This window comes from Vibrio coralliilyticus (genome assembly GCF_024449095.1).
Lineage (GTDB): Bacteria > Pseudomonadota > Gammaproteobacteria > Enterobacterales > Vibrionaceae > Vibrio > Vibrio coralliilyticus_A.
Genome location: NZ_CP024627.1, coordinates 2,046,687 through 2,064,410, shown reverse-complemented (window position 1 = coordinate 2,064,410; position 17,724 = coordinate 2,046,687). Strand labels below are relative to the sequence as shown.

Genomic DNA, 17,724 nt, shown 5'->3' with positions numbered 1-17,724 from the left:
CACTTCAAGTTTTTCGTTTAAGATAGCGGAGTATGCTGACTTTTATGAGCCTGATTTATCAAAATCCAAATCCCCAAGAAATTGTGGGGATTTGGATTAGCGTGAGCAGATATTGAGTTTAGACTAGCGCCACACTCCCCAGTCTCCGGTAGTGCCCGGTTCTTCGCCCCGTGTCCACCATTGTGCTGTCCATAAACGGCCGTTATGAGTGACCACATCACCTTGCTCATAAGTGCTGTCGGCAGACCAAGCATTATCCGGTTGTGTTGGCGGTGGCGTGTCACCTTTCACCAAGGACAACTGATAGCTGAAGTTTGCGGCTGGAGCGTGAACTTGATTGGCATAGATGTTCGACGAGTCAAACATATAGTGGTTCATTTCGTCATGCCAGATGCCAATAAACCAAGCGCCCACTGTCAGGCTGTTAAATTGCCCAGCCAACTCCGCAGACCAGATTTCTTCACTGGTATTGTTAGCGGTGATCGCCAATGAGATATCGTGTTGCTCGCTGCCGCTCTGGTCAAAGGTGCGGAATCGAACGGTATCACCAGACTCCACTGGCCCAAACCCTTGCGGGACATAGTAACCAAGTACAGAGAGGTTATTGCCCGGATCGGTTGGATCCGTCGGGTCGGTAGGTGTGCTGCCATCCCCATTGAAGGTAATGTCACTACAGTTATAAAAGCCTTCACCGGCTGGATCTTCACGTTGCCAGCGGGTATATAGGATGGCATCACCTGTTCTGTTAGCAGGCAGTGTAACTGTCATTCTGTATTTTTTGTCCGAACCGACGGCAAGGTTACCTACAGTATCAATCAGCTCCAGATCAGACCATGTTAGTGGTTGGCTAGCGTCGTATTCCGGCTTACTAAGGTAAAATTGCCAGTAAGATGGGTTGTGTGGAGCGGTGGCGTTAAACACCAATTCAAACTGATTGTTGGAATCCAGTGATAATGCTGTTTTTTGCCAATGTGGTGAAGCAACATCTAGCCCTGCTTTTGCACTGTCACCAGCACTACACAGTGTGCCATCCCTAACGATAGCCTGTACATGCGCCATGTCTCGATAGTTTGCTACATTGGCTGCCACTTCGTTACGCTGTACAAAAGGGTAGGCACCGGACTCATCAAATGCTGTCTGACAGGCGGTGTTGGGAATTTGGTCGTCCCAAAATCCACCATCGAGGTAGCAGGTATTCTGGCGTGCACTTGGGAACTCAACCCAACCGTGGGCGTTAACATTAATGGAAGCTAGAGCTGTCAGGCAGCCCATGGTCGCTAAACTGACATTCAAACAAGATTTCATAATCGTTCCTTGTAATGGTTATTGATCATCTGGAAGCACTAGCGATGTGCTATCAGAGATCTCAACCTAGCAAGGATTTTATAAATTGATGTGTTAGGTGACTAATAACTCGTCGCATTGATGTCAATTTGCCACATTGTTCCCATCGATAAGTAATGTATTGCTGGCTGTTAATTTTCCCTTCGAGTCACTTCAAAAATTTTATTTACTCTTATTGGTATAGATTCATAAGTCATCATTAAGTTGATATTTACCAATAAAAATAGTTCGTATGACTGTTTTATTTTAAAGTGTGAAATAAATCCGTGATAACCATACAAAGAATGACTCTTTAAATGGGAGGCTCAAAGCGGGTACGTTATCTTTGCAATTGTGTAGGTGAGCAACTAAAGCTTAGTACTGCATGATGATAAAAATAATCAAACAAGGTTGTCCTATGTTTAAAAACTTGTCTTTAAAGAACAAACTGGCATTGTCAGCCAGTATTGCCATTATTGTTGGCGGTTTATTGGTAGAGCTATTGTCTTTTCGGGCTTCTTTACAGCGTTTAGATATTGAAGTGACTCAGCGACTAGAAAGCTCTACAGCTTCCTACAACCAATATGTGTCAGATTGGATCGAATCTAAAGAGCGAGCGCTGACGTCAATCGTGCCTGATGCCAATATGGATTCGATAGTCAGTAACCTCAAGCAAGTTAAGAACTCTGCAGGTTTAGATAATGTATTCCTTGCTTATCCCGACGGTTCTCAAGATAACGCTAATGGTGTCGTTTTACCGCCGGGTAATGACGATCCGCGTAAATGGGGGTGGTACATCAATGCGATGAAGAACCCATCCAAGGTTTTCATGGACAACCCAACGGTAGCGGCAGCGACAGGTGCAAATGTGGTCTCTTTAGGTAGCGTGGTCAGTCTAGGTGGCGAAAACGTTGTGTTGGGGGCGGATGTTGAAATTACCGACATTATCTCAGGGCTAGATAAAGTCATCCTTCCCGGTGAAGGTTACATGTTTATCGCCAACCAACAAGGTAACGTTTTCACACACCGAGATACAAAACTGCTTAATCAGCCTGTACAACAACTTGGACTAGACTTCGGTGTGATTCAGCAGGCGATGAGTTCAGGCAGTGTTGTTTATACGGATGTTAATGGCGAGCTAAGTGTCGTGTATGCAGCACCGATTCAAGGGACTCCGCTAATCACTGTTACTGTGTTGAATCGTGAATCCTTAGTGGCTCCTCTCTACAGTGCTGTGTGGGGGCAAATCGCTGTAACTATTCTTGTGGTGATTGTCTGTACTTTCTTGTTTAACATGTTGTGTGGCATTTTGTTCCGCCCATTGACCAATGTCTCCAATGCGCTAGAACAAATCGCACATGGTAGTGGTGATCTTACTCAGAGACTGGCAGTAGACAGCAACGATGAAGTGGGTCAGCTTGCCAATAACTTCAACACCTTTGTCGGTAGTATGCATCAGTTGATTGCTCATATACGAGAGCAGTCCCAGCAATTATCTCAGCAATCGGAAGTTAGTAACCAACGTGCAAACCGTAATGTGGATGAGATAAACCATCAGCAGCAGGAAATTACTATGGTGGCAACAGCGGTAACAGAGATGGCCTCTGCAACTGCTGAAATTGCTTCCCATGCTGAGCAAACCGCGCACTCTGCGCAAGGTTCGGCGAAAAACACCGAAAATGGTCGTGCTGTTGTTCTGGAAAACAAAAACTCCATTAACCGTCTCGCCAACGAGCTGCAAGAAGCAAGCAATGTTGTTGGAGAGTTAAACCGCCACTCTCAGGATATTTCAACCGTTCTGGCGACGATTCAAGGTATTGCTGAGCAAACCAACTTGCTGGCACTGAATGCAGCGATTGAGGCTGCGCGTGCAGGTGAACAAGGACGAGGCTTCGCGGTTGTTGCTGATGAAGTTCGAGTGCTTTCTCAGCGTACTCATGATTCAACTGAAGAAATAAAAGCGACGATCGATACGCTGCAAGTTACTACCGGTAATGCCGTTAAGTTGATGGAAAACAGCTCCGCTCTGGCGACGCATTCTGTGGAAGATGCGGACAAGGCGAGTGTGGCATTGGAAGAGATTAATACTGCCGTTCAAACCATTAGTGACATGGCGACACAAATCGCGACAGCGGCTGAAGAGCAAACCCATGTTACGAATGAGATTACGCAGAATATTACCTCGATCAAAGATGTCGCTGATCAGTTAGTTCATAGCGCTCAGGAAAGCTCGCAGGAAGCGGGCACAGTGAAGGGGCTTTCTGGCGAATTGATGGCCAAAGTTTCGACATTTAAACTCTGATATTTCAATAAATTATATCTTGATTAAGGCACTCTTTGAGTGCCTTTTTATTCACCTTAATAAAGCGACCTGTTCAAATTTCTTTACTCAAAACCAATATGCAATAAATTGCTTATTGGTTTTTTCTGCATATGTTTGTTTTTGGGACAACACAAATAAACCAAAAAGGAAAAAATAATGAAGACAAATTTATGCAACGTTGGGTTGGCTATTGCATGTTTTATCACTCCAGTCGCGATGGCAGATACAGCGTTGCCTGTCATTGCTGATGAAGTGAAATTCACACTATCAGATGCAGAATTAACCGGCATTTCTGGTCAACATCTGAGTCAGGTAGTGAAACATCAAGGGGCTGCGTTCATTAAGCTGCACTTCAAACAACTTTCACTGCCAAAAGGGGCTATTTTACGTGTTAAATCCGCCACGACGGATGAGGTGGTTGAGTACACCGACAGTCAGCTAGATTGGTTCGCACAATCTATCTCAGGCGATGCACTTGTTATCGAACTGATTGCGAATGCCAAAGGCCAGCAAGGACAGTTTGAGCTCGATTATTACATGGCAGGTAAAGATACGGCGGTTCAGGAGATGTCGACGCTTTCCACCTGTGGGGTAAATGAGCGAAAAGATGTGGCGTGTTGGGAAGATTCACATCCAGAGAAAGTCGCATGGACAACGCCAGTCGCGCGATTGCTGATCAATGGTCGCAGTCTATGTACCGCATGGCGCGTAGGCCCGGACAACCGCATGTTTACCAACAACCACTGTGTTGAGAGCGAAACCGAGCTGAAAAACACCGAAGTCTGGTTTAACTACCAACGCTCAACGTGTAACGGGTCAATGTCGACGACCGTCAAAGTGATGGGTGACCAAATGCTCAGCACAGATTATGAGCTGGACTACACGCTTTTTACTGTTGATGACTTCGCCAAAATCGCCTCGTTTGGTTATCTAGGTCTTGATGCGTCTGAGCCGACCTATGGCGATGGTATCTATATCCCACAACATGGATCGGGTAACCCGAAAGAGCTCGCGATTGAAAGCGATCAAAATGGCTCCGGACTGTGTCAAATTGATGTTGCCTCAGCCAATGGCCGTGGAGTGAACACCGATACAGGTTACTTCTGTGACACTATTGGCGGCTCTTCAGGTTCGCCAGTACTCAAAACCAGCAGCAACAAAGCCATTGCGCTGCATCATTTTGGTGGTTGTGAAAACCAAGGGGTGAAAATCAGTAAAATCTGGCCAAAAGTGGCGAGCCATTTTAACAACACTCTGCCGGACGGCATGGTGGAACAACCAGGAAGTGATATCACCGAGCTGAGTCTAGATACACCTTTGTCTGGTATTACGCTCACGAAAGGTGAACAGAAAATGTATGTCCTTCGCTCAGATAAACGCACCTCTGACGTCACGGTGTCTATTGCATCGGGATCGGGTGATGCTGATCTGTATGTTCGTTCAGGACTTCAACCAACCAGAAATGCCTACGACTGCAGACCATATCGCTCTGGTAATACGGAGTCGTGTGATGCAGTGGATGCGAGTGAAGATCTTTACATCATGCTCAATGCGTACAGCAATTTTTCAGGTGTTACCTTGTCTGTAACGACAAAATAGTCTGAGTCAAGCTTAGGGCACTTCGGTGCCCTTATTAACTATTCTTGTTATTGATATAAAAGTGACAACTTATTGTTACGGATTGATGTAAAACGAATAATTCTCAAAATGTAAATAAATATCCTAAGTTTTGGTGATTTTATAAAACTCCATGGAGGAGATAATGAACTACACTAAAACGCTTTTGGCTATGGCGCTTTCCACGGCTTTCATAAATGCACACGCAGAAGACAAAGTATGGATATCAATCGGTGCTGATGCATCCAAAACCGTAGCGAAATCAGGGGCACAAGCTGTGCTGCCGAATTCATTGGCTAGTAGTGGGAGTGTTTGGGTCGGCCAGGTTGATGAAACGGAACTGGCAGAATTGTCTCACAACATGCATGAAAAGCATCACCGTTGTGGTGGCTATATGGTCCACTCTTCCGCTCAGAGTGCAATGGCGGCGAGCGCTATGCCATTGTCCCTTAATAGTTTCTCAATCCCTGACATTTCCCAGCAAACAACAGTCAATGCTTGGTTACCGCAAGTTGATCCTGCGCAGATTACTGGCACAATCACTTCACTGACGAGCTTCAACAACCGTTTTTACACCACCACTTCTGGTGCTCAAGCGTCTGATTGGATAGCCAGCGAGTGGCGTTCCTTGGTTTCTGGCCTGTCTAATGCCAGTGTTGAGCAGTTTTCTCACTCAGGTTACAACCAGAAATCTGTGATCTTGACGATTCAGGGGTCAGAAAGCCCTGATGAATGGGTTGTGATTGGTGGTCATCTAGATTCCACTGTTGGCTCACGAACGGATGAACACACAATTGCCCCCGGTGCTGACGATGACGCGTCGGGCATCGCAAGTGTGACTGAGATAATTCGTATTCTGGCTGAGAACAACTTCGAGCCTAAACGCTCGATGGCCTTTATGGCTTATGCCGCCGAAGAAGTAGGGCTACGCGGCTCTCAGGATATTGCCAACTCCTACAAATCTCAGGGCAAAAATGTGGTGTCTGCCCTTCAGTTGGATATGACCAACTATCAAGGCTCTACACAAGATATCGTCTTCATCACCGATTACACCGACAGCAGCCTGACTCAGTTTTTAGCTAACCTGCTTGACGAATACCTACCAGCGTTGAGTTATGGTTATGATCGTTGTGGTTATGCGTGTTCTGACCACGCTTCTTGGCACAATGCTGGATATTCTGCTGCGATGCCTTTTGAGTCAAAGTTTAATGACTATAACCCTAAGATTCACACCTCTCAGGATACCTTAGAGAATTCGGACCCCACTGGTGCTCATGCAACCAAATTTACTAAGCTTGGTCTTGCTTACGCAGTGGAGATGGGGAATGCCTCTGGGGATACACCACCTGTTGATAATGTACTACAAGATAGTGTGCCAGTGACGGGAGTCTCTGGATCGGCAGGTATTGAGCTTGCCTACCGTTTTGAACTAACCTCTTCAAAAACACTTGAGGTTAAAACATCGGGTGGCTCAGGTGATGTGGATCTTTACGTTAAGTTCGGTTCGGAAGCCAGTAAGCAGAATTGGGACTGCCGACCATACCGTTATGGAAATAGCGAGACTTGTACATTCAGTAATGCCACACCGGGTACTTACCATGTTTTGCTAAACGGATACTCTTCGTTTAACGGTGTCACGCTTGAAGCTTCCACACGCTAAGAGCGAATTATTGATGGCTCTTTATAGGGCCATCTTACCTAGCTTTCATATTGTTTAAGCCGCTGAATTAAAGCATAAAGAATATAGACTTCCCCGATTTTCTCATCGCTTTTTCCTTTCTAAGGATAATAAATTTATATAATAATTGTTGCATATATTTGTGATATCAAGCTAAGGTAATTGTGTTGGCTGGGTGTATAGACGGTTTGATGTGGGCACAAGCTCACGATTTGCTGATAATTGTTCAGCAACCTATATACAAATTAAAATGCAGACCGGAATTCATCCTTACGTTCTTTTTATCGCTCGTTCATGAAGTGAGGAGGCGTAATGAATATAGGTTTTAAAACGCGTATCTATCTCGGTGTCGGTTTGCTGGTGACCATCTCTTTGATTGTTCTTGGCACGCTGAACATCCTATCTATGAAAGAAAAAATGGTCACGTCGTTGATAAATGAGACTCAAAACAAGCTGAGTTTTCATGTGACTGAACTTGAGCAGTTGATGCAGTTCCGTATCAATGCTATTGCCACCGGTGCAGAGCAATTCGACCCTAGCTTATCTGATGCTGATAATCAGAAAATGGTTAATCTACTTGCCAAAAGCGCAGGGATTTCTAATGTCATCATGACCTATGAAGATGGACGTAACTATATGTCTGTCGAGAGTAGCAATCAATTCGACTTCAGAACTCGTGATTGGTACAAAGCGGCAAAAGTAGCTTCCTCAGTGGCACTGACAGATATTTACCAAGACAAAGTCACTGGTGAAAAGGTGGTGAGTGCGACCATGCCTGTTAAACAAGGTGGCAGAGTTGTGGGGGTGTTACTGGGTGATATTCAGCTCGGCGAGATCATCCGAACAGTTAGTGATATGCGTTTTGCTGGTGGTGCCGCGACACTCACTGATCAAAATGCGGTGTTTTTTGCTAGTGATGACCCTAATGATATTGGTCGTACACCATCGCAGGTGAGCCCGAACTTTATTGAAATGGAGCGGATGTTTAGCTCAAGACAAGCGGGGCACTTGACCTTTCCATACCTTGGTATTCAATTTGATGGCTATTTTCAGCGGGTGAATCTCACTGACAATATGTACTGGACATTAATGGTGTTTGTTGATCAAGCCACCGCCTTGGCCCATGTTGACCAAGCGGAACAAGAAGCGATCATTACAGGCTTTTTGCTTTTCCTTGTCAGCTTTGGCGCCATCTTTGTCATTCTTCATTACGCTTATAAGCCGTTGCTAGGTTTAAAATCTGCAGTTCTAGACTTGTCACAAGGCAACGGGGATTTAACTCAACGCCTTGAAGTCAGCAGTAATGATGACTTAGGAGAAATCAGTCAAGGCTTTAATCAGTTTGTCGAAAACCTGCAGCAGATGATGTTGCAAATTTCACAAGCGAGTCAAAGCATTTCTTCCAGCCTTGTCCAACTCGGTCAAACCGCAAAAGAGAATGAATCGAAACTTTTGAACCATTCGAGCGAAACTGAGCAAGTGGTCACCGCGATTACTGAAATGAGTGAGAGCGCACGGACAGTGGCTGAAAATGTTCATCAATCCAATAGAATTACTGAAGCGGCGAGTGGTGAGGCGCAATCGTCACTAGGTATTGTTAATACCGCAGTATCGACCGTCAGTGCGTTGGTCACTGAAGTTGATGATATGTCTGGCCGAATTGTCAGTATGAAGCAAGACGCTAATCGCATCAGTGAGGTTCTGACCGTCATTGGTGAAATATCCGAGCAAACGAATTTGCTGGCGCTGAATGCTGCTATTGAGGCGGCACGTGCAGGTGAGCAAGGCCGGGGCTTTGCTGTCGTTGCAGATGAAGTCAGAGCGCTTGCTGCCAGAACACAAAACAGCACGACCGAAATCTCTGACATGTTGAGCCAACTTCTTGATGGCACTGAAAGTGTGGTTCGTGCGATGGAAGCGACGAAAGAGCAGTGCCAATCTACGGCAGAGAAAACGTCAGAAGTGTCAGAAAGTCTTGGCATGATGAGTGTTTCGGTGAAAGAAATTGACGATGTCAGCACTCAGATATCGGCGGCGACGGAAGAGCAAAGTACGGTTGCTGAAGAGTTGAGTCGCAACATGTTATCCATCAGAGAGATTGTTGAATCGTTAGTGAGCAGTGGTCAGCAAACCGTTGCTGCGACAGAATCTCTCAGTGAGTCCAACCATGAGTTAGAAAGGTTAGTCGCCAACTTCAAATTAAAATGACTCTTTTAAGCCACTAGGAGATGGGTATGAACCATACTGCAACACTCGAAAAAGATGGCTTAAAAGCGAATGCGTTATCCCCCCATTATGTGAAGAAATATAATGAGGTGATTCGCCGTTTTTTTAGTCGTGATAAGCGGTTATGGCCCCTATTTGCCTCCCCTGAGGTAAGTATGCTTGCCAGTAGAAAATCACCTTTTTCCACCCAAGATTATCGCCAATTGGAAAAAGCTCTGCGTGAGCGTGACGATATTCCAGAGCGGATGCATGCGCCTGCAGAGGCATTTGATCCATTAGCTTTGTTTGCTGCCCATCACAGCAAAGATTGGCAAGATCCAACGTCGGTTGAGAATGTTATCTCGACACCTTGTGACCCTGCAATTCATGGGGCGATGTTGGCGACATTGAAAAACCCAAACTTAGTCTACAGCGAGTATGCGGGTATGGCTGTAGAGCTAGAGAAAATGGTCGTACGTCAGATTGCCCGATTAGCTGGGTACGATCCGAAAATTGCTGGAGGCCTATTTACTCAGGGTGGCACCTTTTGCAATCTTTATGGCTACCTGTTTGGGTTACGTAAATCATTCCCAAAGTCGAAATCACAAGGAGTGGCGGGGCGACGATTTTGTATGGTCAACTCTGAATCGGGGCACTACTCAAATATGACCAACTTGTCCCTTTTAGGGCTTGACCTTGAAAGACAGGTTATTCGGGTACGTATTAATCGAAATAATCAGATTTGTCTTGATGATTTGGAGTGTCAATTAGAGACTTGTTTCAAGCAAGGGGTCGTCGTTCCAACCATAATGTTGACTTGCGGTACTACTGATACATTTGCGATTGATGATGTAAAACGAGTACGTGACTTGTCTGAGCGCTTGTCTCGCAAATACGAAATGACTCGCAAACCTCACATTCACGTCGATGCCGCGGTAGGCTGGAGCTTATTGTTTTTTCTGGATTACGACACTCAAGACAATCCACTCTCCATTAATAACGCCACTTTAACCAGCGTACGATACCTAAAGAAGATGATGGCTGGTCTGAAAGAGGCCGATTCATTTACCGTTGATTTTCAAAAGTGGGGCTACGCGCCTTATACCTCGAGCTTGTTAATGGTACGAGACAAGAAGGATTTTGAAGACTTAAGACAAGAGCCAAGCTACTTTTCTTATTTCGAATCTCAGCTTAAACAAAAGACGCATTTACAATCAACTATCGAGTGTTCGCGCGGTGCGGTCGGTGTGTTTTCTGCTTACTCTGCGTTGCAGTTCCTTGGTAAAGAAGGTTATCAGGTTGTGCTAGCACATGGGCTACAAAACGCTAATTATTTTCGCCTGAGACTGAGCGAAATACCCGGATGTAAGGCGGTGTGTGAAGGTAACCATGGTCCATCTGTCGCGTTTCGACTTTATCCTAAAGACACGGTTTCAGTGTTGCACCTATATGAAAAAGAACTGTCCATCAAGCAAGGTGACGCTACGGTCGATGATTTGGTAAAGAACACGTTTTATCATCGAAATCATTTTCTTAAGCGGCAAAGGCAGGGGCTTAACACTAATTGGGTCGAGTCCATCACTCATACCGACTACGACTTACTAGGGAATTGTTTGCCATTACCGGGAGAAAAAGCTGTGTTTTTGAACCCGTACACCAAGCGCTGTCATATTGATGAGTTTGCAGATTATTTGATTAGCTAGGGCGGTGCTGACTTTTAGTTCAGAAAAGCCAGCAGAGATGCTGGCTTTGATTGTTAACAACTCGCAATCTAGAACGAGTAGTTCAGTTGTGCGCCAAATAACCAAGCGCTGGCATTCACCGTTGCCTCGATGTTGTATTCGTCAACAATGGCTTGCGATTCATTGATTGCTGCTTGTTCGCCTGTCAGATAACCAATGGATAAGTCTAAGGTGAGTTGATCCGTTGCTGCGTATGAGCCACCAAAGGTAAACCAATGTCTGTCAGTATCAGGAATTGATAGCGAGCTGATTTGGTCAACAGGAGAAAGGTCGTACATATAACCTGCTCGTAGCTCTATATCTTTGTTTAGATAGTGTGTTACACCAACAGAAACATGACCTGCATTCTTCCATTCATAATCTTTAATCGATGTACTGTAGTTTTCCGAAGTCAGCTTATCAAACTCAGACCAAGCAACGTATTGTAGGCTGTAGTGTGCGGCCCACTTAGCATTGAGTTTGTGATAGCCGGAGAACTCAACGATATCTGGAAGAGGAATATCGACACTATCAGTCTTCCCTTGCTCCCAGGCATATACGTCGCCCTCGGCTGTCAGTTCAGGGCTGTATCGGTACGACAGTCCAAATCGGTTGTTTTCATCGACAACATAGGCAACACCTAGGTTGAAACCAAGTCCTACGCCGTCTGCATCAATCCGAAGTGGGTTAGCACTATTAGGTGTCCGAGATATCTCACCCTCACCGTAAATAATATCGATGCCACCACCAAGAGACCAAGCTTCATTTAACTGGTAGGCCGCAGAAAAGCCAGCATTGATGCTGCTAAGGTAAGTTTTTCCACCAAAGATCGGAGCTTCAAAGCTATCTTCAAATTCAACGTCGGTACCAAAGTTTGAGTGAACCGTCGCGCCTAGCGTCCACTTTGTTCCCTCAAGTGGGTATACAAGGTGAGCGTTAGGCACCAAGGTGCTGTTATCGAGTCCTGTATCGTCAATAACTTGGGTTGTTGAGCTTGGTGGCGTGTAGCGAATATTGCTGAAATCTACTTGGCTGGCGATATTCACTGCACCGACTGAAAACATTGGCTTGTCGATCAAGCTCATGGCTGCTGCGTTTTTTGATACAACAGAAGCGTTGTCGGCAATAATGGCATCGCCGGCATAGGCACGCCCTAAGCCAGTCGCTGACTGGGCGTTAAGCTGAAAGCCTGCTGCGTGGCTTTGTAGAGCAACGAGAGGTAATGTGTAGATTACGATCTTTTTCATGGATTAATTTACCTCTTCACTGTGGGCTATATCATCAAAGTCATTAGTATCAATAATGTTCTCATTATCAGTTGCGTCTAGAGTGATATCTTCACCTTTTGTCTGGATCATTTCCAAAACCGCATCTTGTTGGGTTTGACGAGAGGCTTCCACTGCACCCAGTTCAGAGATTGAAGGCAGTCCAGTTTCATCCATTGGCCCCTCATAAGGGAAGAGGTATGTGCCGTGCCCACCAACAGTTGCTCTGATTACTCCTCTAAGTCCATTTGGATCGTTTGCCGTCTCCAAAATAGGCTCCAATCCAAGAGCACGAATCAAAGGTTCTGTGCCGGTCATCGTATTATTGTCTGCTGAATTAGGTACCACAGTGTCAGGCATGTAGTCCCCTATCTCACAAGTACCTCGACAGGTGCCTTTTGCTTCAATCAGCAATGTTGGTTGTTTAGCTTCGCGTTGGCGAGAGACTTTACCCGCTGGATCCGAACTATCAATGGTCTGTTGAACACCCTGACGGAGGATTGGAATGACGGCAGCATAAATCTCGTCTTCTAACATAGTGATACTATCTGCTAGTGCATCAGAGTTTGCTTCAAGCGCTTCAATACATTCTTGGTTGCTGTTTTCAGGCTGACATAAATTAGGCAGCAAGGTTTCTGCAATGCCACGTTGCACATCCGGGGACTTCTTGACGGATTGTTCCATCTCTGGCCCTAGTGTTAATGAAGATAAAGTGACGTTAACTAAACCTTGACCAGGTACGGCGAAAGTGGACGTTTTTAATCCTAGGCCTTCGATGACCTCTGAAGGGGCAGTTGTCCCATCTGGACTAAAGGTGGCTTCAGTTGTCATCACTGACATAATACCGCCCAATGAGTGGCCGACGAGATGTACTTCTCGGTCTTGGTCTGGGTGACCAAAATTTAGGGCCCATCTCAGCCCAATAAAGTCACTGACGGCTTGATGTAAGTTCGCTCTTAACGCTAACGGTGAAGAAATATTAATAAAGTAAGACTTGTCTATTGCGGCGCTAATCGGGAGACCGTTTGAGTCATTTACAATTCGACTGCCATGGTAAGGCATATCGATAGCAGCAACGATATACCCGTTATCCGTGTACTTCTTCGCCATCAACTCTGCCGATGTTCTATCCGCGGTAATACCATGATTAAAGATAACTACAGGGTTAGTGAGATCTTCAATGAATGACGCAGCTTTGTCTGGGGTATTGGTATCGTCATTCTTCGGTAAGTAAAAGTCGACGTCAATTAAAGTTGAAGAGTCGTTGTAAACTTGGATTTTCGTATCGTTTTCTTCAAACCCTTTCTTGGTTAGTGCTTCCCCATTCTCACCGGTCATCCAGCGATACATAGAAGGGCAGCTTGCAATAGGGTCGAAGCGGTCTAAAGTACAGCCTTCACTATCTGCAATTTCTTGTGTGAAGGGTAAATAATTATTAGTGGTGAGTTTAGTGGAGACTATCACCCATCCCTTTTTTCTATCGATCTTGTGATCTTCGGTACTCAAACTCATATCAACCCTTGGAGCTGGGACACTTGTACGAGTTTGTTCCACTATGGTGTCAATAATGGCGTAACTATTTTGGGTCGTAAACTTAGCGGCATAAACGAGGCTGTGTGGGTTAGCAGTTGTGTGGTAAACATCGACAGCCTCTTGAGTGGTGCTTTGTAGCCATTGTTCGTGCTCATCTAATTCATTTGGAGATGTATTAAGTAGTTGAGTGAATCCGCTTGAAGGCTGTAATGGCGTGCCTTGAGTGGTTTTTACGCCATTTGTGACAGCAAGGTAGTAGGAAGTACCAGGTTGCAGGGCGGCACTACACTGGATAGTTAACTGGCGACCATCACTTGTCAGCTTGGTACCGTCAATTTCATTTCCTGAACTATCCAGTAGCAGTACGTTACCTACTAGCGACGATGGGTCTATAGCAGGTACTTGACCCGAATTTACGCTATCCAGTGGGATCTCGATAGGTTCCACACAGAGTCCCCAACCGTCAACTGCAGCAAAGCTGGTTTCAAAACTTTGGTAGTAGGCCTCGTACTCTTCGCGCGTTGAGTAATTTTGAATAGAGGAAGGTTCATTGGGTAGGGAGATAGTACCATCCTCATCGTAACCATAGCCATCGTTCGGCATTGGGATGCTGTTAGAGGAAAATGGAACTTGTACCGCAATGTTTTCTGTCGTGCTTTCTTCACCATCGCAGCCAGCGAGCATAAATGCGGCAGATAGTGAGATAGCTAGTATATTGAGCTTTCTCATAATAGAGGTGCCTATACAGTTGTGGGGGTAGCGGTATATGAATGCTCATACGGCTCTCTCACAAATGATTAAGCTTAAAAAAAGCTAATAAAAACCTAAAAATACTTATTTTTTATAAACTTAACCATTGTTATTGAGATGTTAAAAAAATGTATGGGTCGAGAAGAGTGTCTAAGTGTGGAGCGGAGCATATATCTTGTGCAACAGAGTGATTAACTTCACAGAATGCTATTTTGGTAAGACGAAAGTAGTTAAATGTTAGCTTGCTTACATAACTTTTGTTAAAACTTTTGCACAATCTTTAGAATAAGATGCTAAAAACAGGTGTCTTATTAGATTAATTGGCATTTCAATCTAAGTCTGAATAATTTCTTATTCTAATAAACTGGGAATCCTTTTTTCAGTAGTGTTTTTTACCAAAATGTTGCACTGGTCGGAGAATTAAACGATTTTTCGCTACATTTTTATGGCAAATTACACCGATGATTGATAATGTGTGCTGCAATCTTTATAGGGCTTTAGATTTTTGTGCTTAATTTTTGCACTAAACAGATCTAAATCACTGTCCGTTCTAGTGGCCTTATGAAGACGTCATGGATGCAAATGAAAAACTTGGAGTTTTACTCATGTATAAGAACAAAATCACTCAAGCCCTTCTTCTAGGTGCAGGTCTGGCTGTCGCCGCTACTTCTACCGCAACACTAGCTGCAGATGTTCCTGCAGGAACTCAGTTAGCTGAAAAACAAGAACTAGTTCGTGGTAACGGTACTGAGGTCGCGTCGATTGACCCTCATAAAACAGAAGGTGTACCTGAATCTCACGTTATTCGTGATTTGTTAGAAGGCTTAGTGAATCAAGACGCGGATGGTAATACTACTCCTGGTGTCGCAGAGTCTTGGGAAACTACGGATAACAAAACGTTTACTTTCCATCTACGCAAAGATGCGAAATGGTCAAATGGTGATCCTGTAACAGCTAATGATTTCGTTTATAGCTTTAAGCGAGTTGTTGACCCTGCGACTGCCTCACCTTACGCATGGTATCTAGAAATGACCACAATGGTTAATGCAGCTGATATCATCGCAGGGAAAAAAGACAAGGAATCTTTGGGTGTTAAAGCAGTGGATGCGCACACTCTAGTTGTTGAACTAGAAACACCAGTGCCTTACTTTGTGAAGATGATGGGTCATACAACAGTTAAGCCTGTACACCAAGCAACTGTTGAAAAATTTGGCGATAAGTGGACAAAACCAGAAAACTTTGTGGGTAATGGTGCGTTCGTTTTAGATAACTGGGTTGTCAATGAACGTATTGAACTTAAGCGCAATGAAAACTACTGGGATAATGAACACACGGTACTTGATAAGGTAACTTTCTTACCTATCGAAAACCAAGTAGCAGAAATGAACCGTTTCTTGTCTGGTGAAATTCAAATCACCAACGAACTTCCGATTGAACACTTTAAGCGTCTGAAGAAAGAACATCCTGAATTTGTCTCAGTGAAAGGCAACCTATGTTCTTACTACTACGGCTTTAATAACAAGAAAGCACCGTTTGATGACGTTCGCGTACGTAAGGCTCTTTCTTATGCTATAGATCGTAATGTGGTTGCCAATGCTATTCTTGGTCAAGGTCAGAAGCCAGCTTATTTCTTGACTCCTGAAATTACGGCAGGTTTCAATCCTGAATTGCCTCAATACGGCTCGCTTTCTCAAAAACAACGTATAGCCGAAGCAAAAGAGTTGTTGGCTGAAGCGGGCTTTGACAAGTCAAATCCACTGTCATTCACGCTGTTGTACAACACCTCCGAAAACCACAAGAAGATTGCGACTGCAATCCAGTCAATGTGGAAGAAATCTCTTGGTGTCAATGTTTCTCTAGAAAACCAAGAATGGAAGACGTATCTGGATACACGTCGTCAAGGTAACTTTGACGTGACGCGAGCAGGTTGGTGTGGTGATTACAACGAAGCATCGTCTTTCCTATCTTTGATGCAGTCTAATAACAGCTCGAATGATCCTAAGTATCATAGTAAAGAGTATGATGAAGTAATGGCAAAAGCGATGGCTGCGACTTCTGATGCAGAGCGAGAAGCGCTGTATGTAGAAGCTGAGAAGCTGCTTGCACGTGATATGCCTATTGCTCCTATCTACCAATATGTAACATCTCGTCTTGTTTCGACCAATGTTGGTGGATACCCATCAAATAACGCAGAAGATAAGATCTTCTCGAAAGACCTCTACATCAAAGCTCAATAATCTGAGCTGATAGAACTATAAAAATTTGGCACTACATGTGAGAACTCGCATGTAGCGCCTTATTTCAGTCCAAACTTATGGAATGGTTTGGATTGTTACCTTTTGTTTTAACCGTCACAGACTGAAAGAGTGAGTTTATGCTTAAATTCATCGCGAAAAGGATATTTGAAGCGATCCCAACTATGTTGGTATTGATCACAGTATCTTTCTTTCTTATGCGCTTCGCGCCTGGTAACCCATTCTCTAGTGAGCGTCCGCTTCCACCAGAGGTTATGGCTAATATCAACGCTAAATACGGCCTGGATAAGCCTGTATTCGAGCAATATACGACGTACCTAACAAATATCATTTCTGGTGATTTCGGGCCGTCATTCAAATATAAAGACTTTACAGTAAATGAGCTTATATCAGATGCTTTGCCCGTTTCTGCTAAAGTTGGCTTCGCTGCTTTTATCTTTACCGTCATACTGGGTGTATCAGTAGGAACTATAGCTGCACTACGGCAAAACACGTGGCTTGACTATTCTATAATGGCGACCGCGATGCTCGGGGTCGTGATGCCTTCCTTCGTGTTGGCGCCAGTACTCATCTATATTTTCTCGATTAACTTAGGTTGGTTCCCTGCTGGGGGCTGGCAAGATGGTTCGTTTAAATACATGGCATTACCGGTTGTCGGTATGTCGCTGTTATACGTTGCTACTTTTGCTCGTATCACTCGTGGTTCGATGATTGAAACCTTAAACAGTAACTTTATCCGTACAGCACGAGCTAAAGGTCTCAGTTATACATACATCGTAATTAAGCATGCTCTAAAGCCAGCTTTGTTGCCTGTCGTATCTTATATGGGACCTGCATTTGTGGGTATCATTACGGGTTCTGTCGTCATTGAAACTATTTTTGGCTTACCGGGAATCGGAAAGCTATTCGTTAACGCTGCATTTAACCGCGATTACTCTTTGGTTATGGGTGTAACCATTCTTATTGGTTTCTTATTCATCCTATTTAACGCAGTAGTCGATATTTTACTTGCGTATATTGATCCAAAAATTCGCTACTAAATTGGAGTCACATT

At 44.5% G+C, this 17,724-nt stretch carries 10 protein-coding genes; 7 read left to right on the top strand and 3 right to left on the bottom strand.

Features of this window, described 5'->3' with window-relative positions:
* Window positions 1-123: 123 nt before the first annotated feature.
* On the bottom strand, window positions 124-1,305 hold the full coding sequence (locus tag CTT30_RS09635) for a lytic polysaccharide monooxygenase (protein ID WP_252034938.1): 1,182 nt from the start codon (window positions 1,303-1,305) through the stop codon (window positions 124-126).
* 436 nt (window positions 1,306-1,741) lie between these two features.
* Between CTT30_RS09635 and CTT30_RS09630 the strand changes: the two genes are divergently transcribed.
* From CTT30_RS09630 to CTT30_RS09610, 5 genes are all read left to right on the top strand, one after another.
* Entirely contained in the window at window positions 1,742-3,625 is a 1,884-nt protein-coding gene (locus tag CTT30_RS09630; protein ID WP_252034936.1) for a methyl-accepting chemotaxis protein, read from the top strand.
* A 177-nt stretch (window positions 3,626-3,802) separates the two neighbouring features.
* Complete coding sequence (locus tag CTT30_RS09625; protein WP_252034934.1) at window positions 3,803-5,245, top strand: serine protease; 1,443 nt, start codon at window positions 3,803-3,805, stop codon at window positions 5,243-5,245.
* A gap of 163 nt (window positions 5,246-5,408) precedes the next feature.
* A complete protein-coding gene (locus tag CTT30_RS09620) occupies window positions 5,409-6,923 on the top strand; it encodes a M28 family metallopeptidase (RefSeq protein WP_524900740.1) in 1,515 nt (504 codons plus the stop codon).
* Between the two features lie 330 nt (window positions 6,924-7,253).
* Entirely contained in the window at window positions 7,254-9,149 is a 1,896-nt protein-coding gene (locus CTT30_RS09615; protein WP_252034933.1) for a methyl-accepting chemotaxis protein, read from the top strand.
* Between the two features lie 26 nt (window positions 9,150-9,175).
* The gene (locus CTT30_RS09610; RefSeq protein WP_252034931.1) at window positions 9,176-10,849 is read left to right on the top strand and encodes a pyridoxal phosphate-dependent decarboxylase family protein; all 1,674 of its coding nucleotides are present in this window, start codon (window positions 9,176-9,178) and stop codon (window positions 10,847-10,849) included.
* 68 nt (window positions 10,850-10,917) lie between these two features.
* Here CTT30_RS09610 and CTT30_RS09605 read toward each other — a convergent pair whose 3' ends face one another.
* Both CTT30_RS09605 and CTT30_RS09600 read right to left on the bottom strand, forming a co-directional pair.
* Window positions 10,918-12,114 carry an outer membrane protein transport protein gene (locus CTT30_RS09605; RefSeq protein ID WP_252034929.1) on the bottom strand — a complete coding sequence of 399 codons (1,197 nt, stop codon included), beginning with the start codon at window positions 12,112-12,114 and terminating at the stop codon, window positions 10,918-10,920.
* A 3-nt stretch (window positions 12,115-12,117) separates the two neighbouring features.
* Window positions 12,118-14,394: an Ig-like domain-containing protein gene (locus tag CTT30_RS09600; protein ID WP_239865846.1), complete on the bottom strand. Its 2,277-nt coding sequence runs from the start codon at window positions 14,392-14,394 to the stop codon at window positions 12,118-12,120.
* Between the two features lie 626 nt (window positions 14,395-15,020).
* On the opposite strand from CTT30_RS09600, the gene CTT30_RS09595 reads away from it, so the two are divergent.
* Together CTT30_RS09595 and oppB are read left to right on the top strand one after the other, a co-directional pair.
* Window positions 15,021-16,652, top strand: a complete 1,632-nt coding sequence (locus CTT30_RS09595) for an ABC transporter substrate-binding protein (protein WP_252034927.1) — start codon at window positions 15,021-15,023, stop codon at window positions 16,650-16,652.
* A gap of 137 nt (window positions 16,653-16,789) precedes the next feature.
* Window positions 16,790-17,710 (top strand): oligopeptide ABC transporter permease OppB, encoded by a 921-nt coding sequence (gene oppB / locus CTT30_RS09590; protein WP_239837289.1) that lies wholly within the window; start codon window positions 16,790-16,792, stop codon window positions 17,708-17,710.
* The last annotated feature ends 14 nt before the right edge of the window (window positions 17,711-17,724 follow it).